The 3,063-nt window shown below is 73.3% G+C and carries 5 protein-coding genes and 1 riboswitch; all 5 genes read right to left on the bottom strand.

The features are described 5' to 3' along the window. On the bottom strand, window positions 1–541 hold a 541-nt coding region (locus ESO86_RS14430; RefSeq protein ID WP_165307905.1), incomplete at its 3' end, for a quinone oxidoreductase family protein. Next, the gene (locus ESO86_RS14435) at window positions 538–1,536 is read right to left on the bottom strand and encodes an NAD(P)-dependent alcohol dehydrogenase (protein WP_129235616.1); all 999 of its coding nucleotides are present in this window, start codon (window positions 1,534–1,536) and stop codon (window positions 538–540) included. The genes ESO86_RS14430 and ESO86_RS14435, both read right to left, overlap by 4 nt. Continuing rightward, window positions 1,533–1,766, bottom strand: coding sequence for a helix-turn-helix transcriptional regulator (locus tag ESO86_RS14440; protein ID WP_129235617.1), 234 nt, complete (start codon window positions 1,764–1,766; stop codon window positions 1,533–1,535). The genes ESO86_RS14435 and ESO86_RS14440 overlap by 4 nt, the downstream gene beginning before the upstream one ends. After that, window positions 1,760–2,191 (bottom strand): hypothetical protein, encoded by a 432-nt coding sequence (locus ESO86_RS14445; protein WP_129235618.1) that lies wholly within the window; start codon window positions 2,189–2,191, stop codon window positions 1,760–1,762. Before ESO86_RS14445 ends, ESO86_RS14440 begins: the two co-directional genes overlap by 7 nt. A gap of 268 nt (window positions 2,192–2,459) precedes the next feature. Continuing rightward, a complete protein-coding gene (locus ESO86_RS14450) occupies window positions 2,460–2,786 on the bottom strand; it encodes a DMT family transporter (protein ID WP_129235619.1) in 327 nt (108 codons plus the stop codon). 11 nt (window positions 2,787–2,797) lie between these two features. Next, window positions 2,798–2,864, bottom strand: a riboswitch (guanidine-III (ykkC-III) riboswitch). Window positions 2,865–3,063: the final 199 nt, after the last annotated feature.

Consider the following 3,063-nt stretch of genomic DNA (forward strand, 5'->3'; position numbering starts at 1 on the left):
CGCCGCTGGCGACGCCGGTGACCTCCGCGCCGAGCGCCGACGCGAGCTGGACGGCGTACGTGCCGACGCCACCCGACGCGCCGATCACGAGCACGCGGTCCCCCGGTCCGACGCGACCGAGCCGGAGCGCCTGCAACGCGGTCGTGGCCGACACCGGGATCACGGCGGCGTGGACGTCGTCGAGGTTCGCCGGGGCGCGCCGGACGTACCTGGCCGCGACCACCACGGTCTCGGCGAAGCCGCCCCGGTCGGACTCGGCGAACACCCGGTCGCCGACGGCGAGCTCGGCGACGCCCTCGCCGACGGCGGTGACGACGCCGGCGATGTCCCGCCCGATGACGGGCTGCTTCGGGCGCTTCACCCCGAAGGCGGCCCGGATCAGAAGCGGCTCGCCGCGCATGATCCACACGTCGCCGGCGTGCACGCCGGCCGCCGTGACCGCGACCGCGACCTCCCCGCGGCCGGGCGCGGGCTCGGGGACGTCGGCGACCGCGAGGACCTCGGGGCCGCCGTAGCCGTTCTGGACGATCGCGCGCATCATGCCTCCTGGTGTTCGGGCACGGGCGTGATGACGACCGTGCCGGCCTTGTGTCCGGTGTCGACGAGGCGGTGCGCGTCGGCGACCGCGTCGAGCGGGAGCACGCGCTCGATGACGGGCGTGAACGTCCCGGCTGCGGCGAGTGCGGCGAGCTGCTCGAGGTCGGGCCGCTTGGCCTCGGCCGAGCGGAGCCCGGTGAACATGACCACCGCGCGGCGGTGGCCGAGTCGCGACGTCACCTGCTGGGCCATGATCGCCCACGACGGCACCGTGGTGAGGTAGCGGCCGTCCGGGGCGAGCACGGCTCGCGCCCGCCGGAAGGTCGACTTGCCGACCGCGTCGAACACGACGTCGAAGGGTGCTCCCGGCGCGTCCCGGCGCATCGCGTCCTCGTGCGTGTAGTCGACGACCCTCGCCGCGCCGAGGCCGGTCACGAGCTCGGCGTGCGACGGGCCGCACACCGCGGTGACCTCGGCGCCGAGGTGGACGGCGAGTTGCACCGCGGCTGCGCCGACCGCGCCGGAGGCGCCGTTGACGAGCACACGGCTGCCGCGCCGGACGCGGCCGCCGTCGCGGAGGAACGGCAGCGCCGTCATCGCACCGTCGCAGATCGCGACGGCCGCTTCGACGGATACCCCGTCGGGCAGGGGGACGACGGCGCCGTCCTCCCGGACGACCACCGCGTCGGCATGCGCGCCGCCGTCCGCTCCGGTCGCGCCGAACACGCGATCCCCCACGGCGAAGCGCGTCACTCCCCCGCCGACCGCGTCGACGACACCGGCGAAGTCCGAGCCGAGCACGGCGTTGCGCGGACGGCGCAGCCCGAATGCGAGCCGCGCGAACCAGGGCGAACCCGATCGGCCGGCGGCATCCGCCGCCCCGACCGACGCCGCGTGCACGCGCACGCGGATCTCCCCGGGACCGGGCTCCGGCCGCTCCCGCTCCTCGACCCCGACGACCTCGGGGGCACCGTACCGGTGATACGCGGCGATCCTCATGATGCCGACACCTCCTCCTGGGGGTACTGGAAGACGTCGTCGAGCGGTACCCCGAACACCCGAGCGATCTGGAAGGCCATCTCGAGGGAGGGCGAGTAGCGCCCCTGCTCAATGGCGATGACGGTCTGGCGGGTGACGCCGAGGCGCTCTGCGAGCTCGGCCTGCGTCATCTCGCCGTGGCGGAAGCGCAGCGAACGGATGTCGTTCGTGACCCGCGTGGGCTTCACCATGCGGGCACCCCCCGGCGGTACATCACGAGCTTCGCGACGCTCGACAGGATGCCGGCGAGCACGAACCCGAGGTAGATCGCGTTCGCGATCCAGAACCAGTGCACCTGGAGCATGGCCAGGATGAGCGCGCCGACCCCGGCGGCGGCGACGAGCGAGTTGCCCACCTGCTCGCCGGCGCGGTCGATCTGCTTGTCGCGCACGTCGGCGCGGTGGCTCTCGCTCGGCGTGATGACCTCGAGCAGGATCCGCCCGACGATGCCGGCGACGATGGCGCCGCCGATCGTCCAGAGCATGGGGATCGCGTAGTCGACCTCGTCGACGGGCGTCCCGGCGGCGAGCTGCGCGAGCACGAGCCAGAGGTAGACCCCGTAGACCACGATCGTGACCACGAGGAACGACCACGTGCCCTTCTCCTCGTACGACATCCGCGTTCCCTTCGATGTGAAGAATGTTTGACATGTCCAGTGTCAACCATTGTCGACACCATGTCAAGCATTCTTTACACACCGGACGCGACGCCCGCCGAAGCCGCAGTCTGGGCCGACGCCCCGACCGCCCGCCCTCCGAGCGCCGTGCTCGAAGCGATGCCATCTGCACCGCTGGGCGCTCGCAGCGGTGCAGATGGCATCCACTCGACGAAGTGGACCGGCGGCCCGGCGGAGCACGGCGGCCCGGCGGAGCACGGCGCCGCGGCTAGTGGTCGGCGCCGCCGACGAGCTTCAGGCCGACGACGCAGCCCACGAGCCCCGCGATGAGCGCCAGGCGCGCCCACGAGACCTCCGTCTCACCCGTGACCATGGCCCAGATCACGGTGAGGGCCGCGCCGATGCCGACCCACACCGCGTACGCGGTGCCGACCGGGATGCCGCGCATCGCCCACGCGAGCCCGCCCATCGAGAGGACGAGGGCCACGCCGAACACGACCGACGGCCAGAGCCTGGTGAACCCCTCGGACTTGCCGAGGGCGGTGGCCCAGACGGCCTCGAGCACACCGGAGACGATGAGGACGATCCACGACATGACGGCACTCCTTCGGCCAGTCTTGTCGCGTTCCGGGTACTGGGTTCCCTCGTCCGGTGCCGCCGTCGGGCGACCCGAGCGAGGCTAGCAACGCGACCTGATCAGGCCCTGTGCACTGCGAAGCGCGGCGCGGGAGCACCGATCCTCGGGATCCACGGCACGCCGAGCTCCGCCGTCCTCTGGGCCGACGCCGCGCGGTGACGCGAGGGTCAGTTCCCGGCGAGCCCTGTCGGCGAGCCGCCCGGCGCGGCCGCGCGCCCGGCAGCGAACCGCGACG

Origin of the sequence: Agromyces binzhouensis, from assembly GCF_004135055.1 — a bacterium.
Lineage (GTDB): Bacteria > Actinomycetota > Actinomycetes > Actinomycetales > Microbacteriaceae > Agromyces > Agromyces binzhouensis.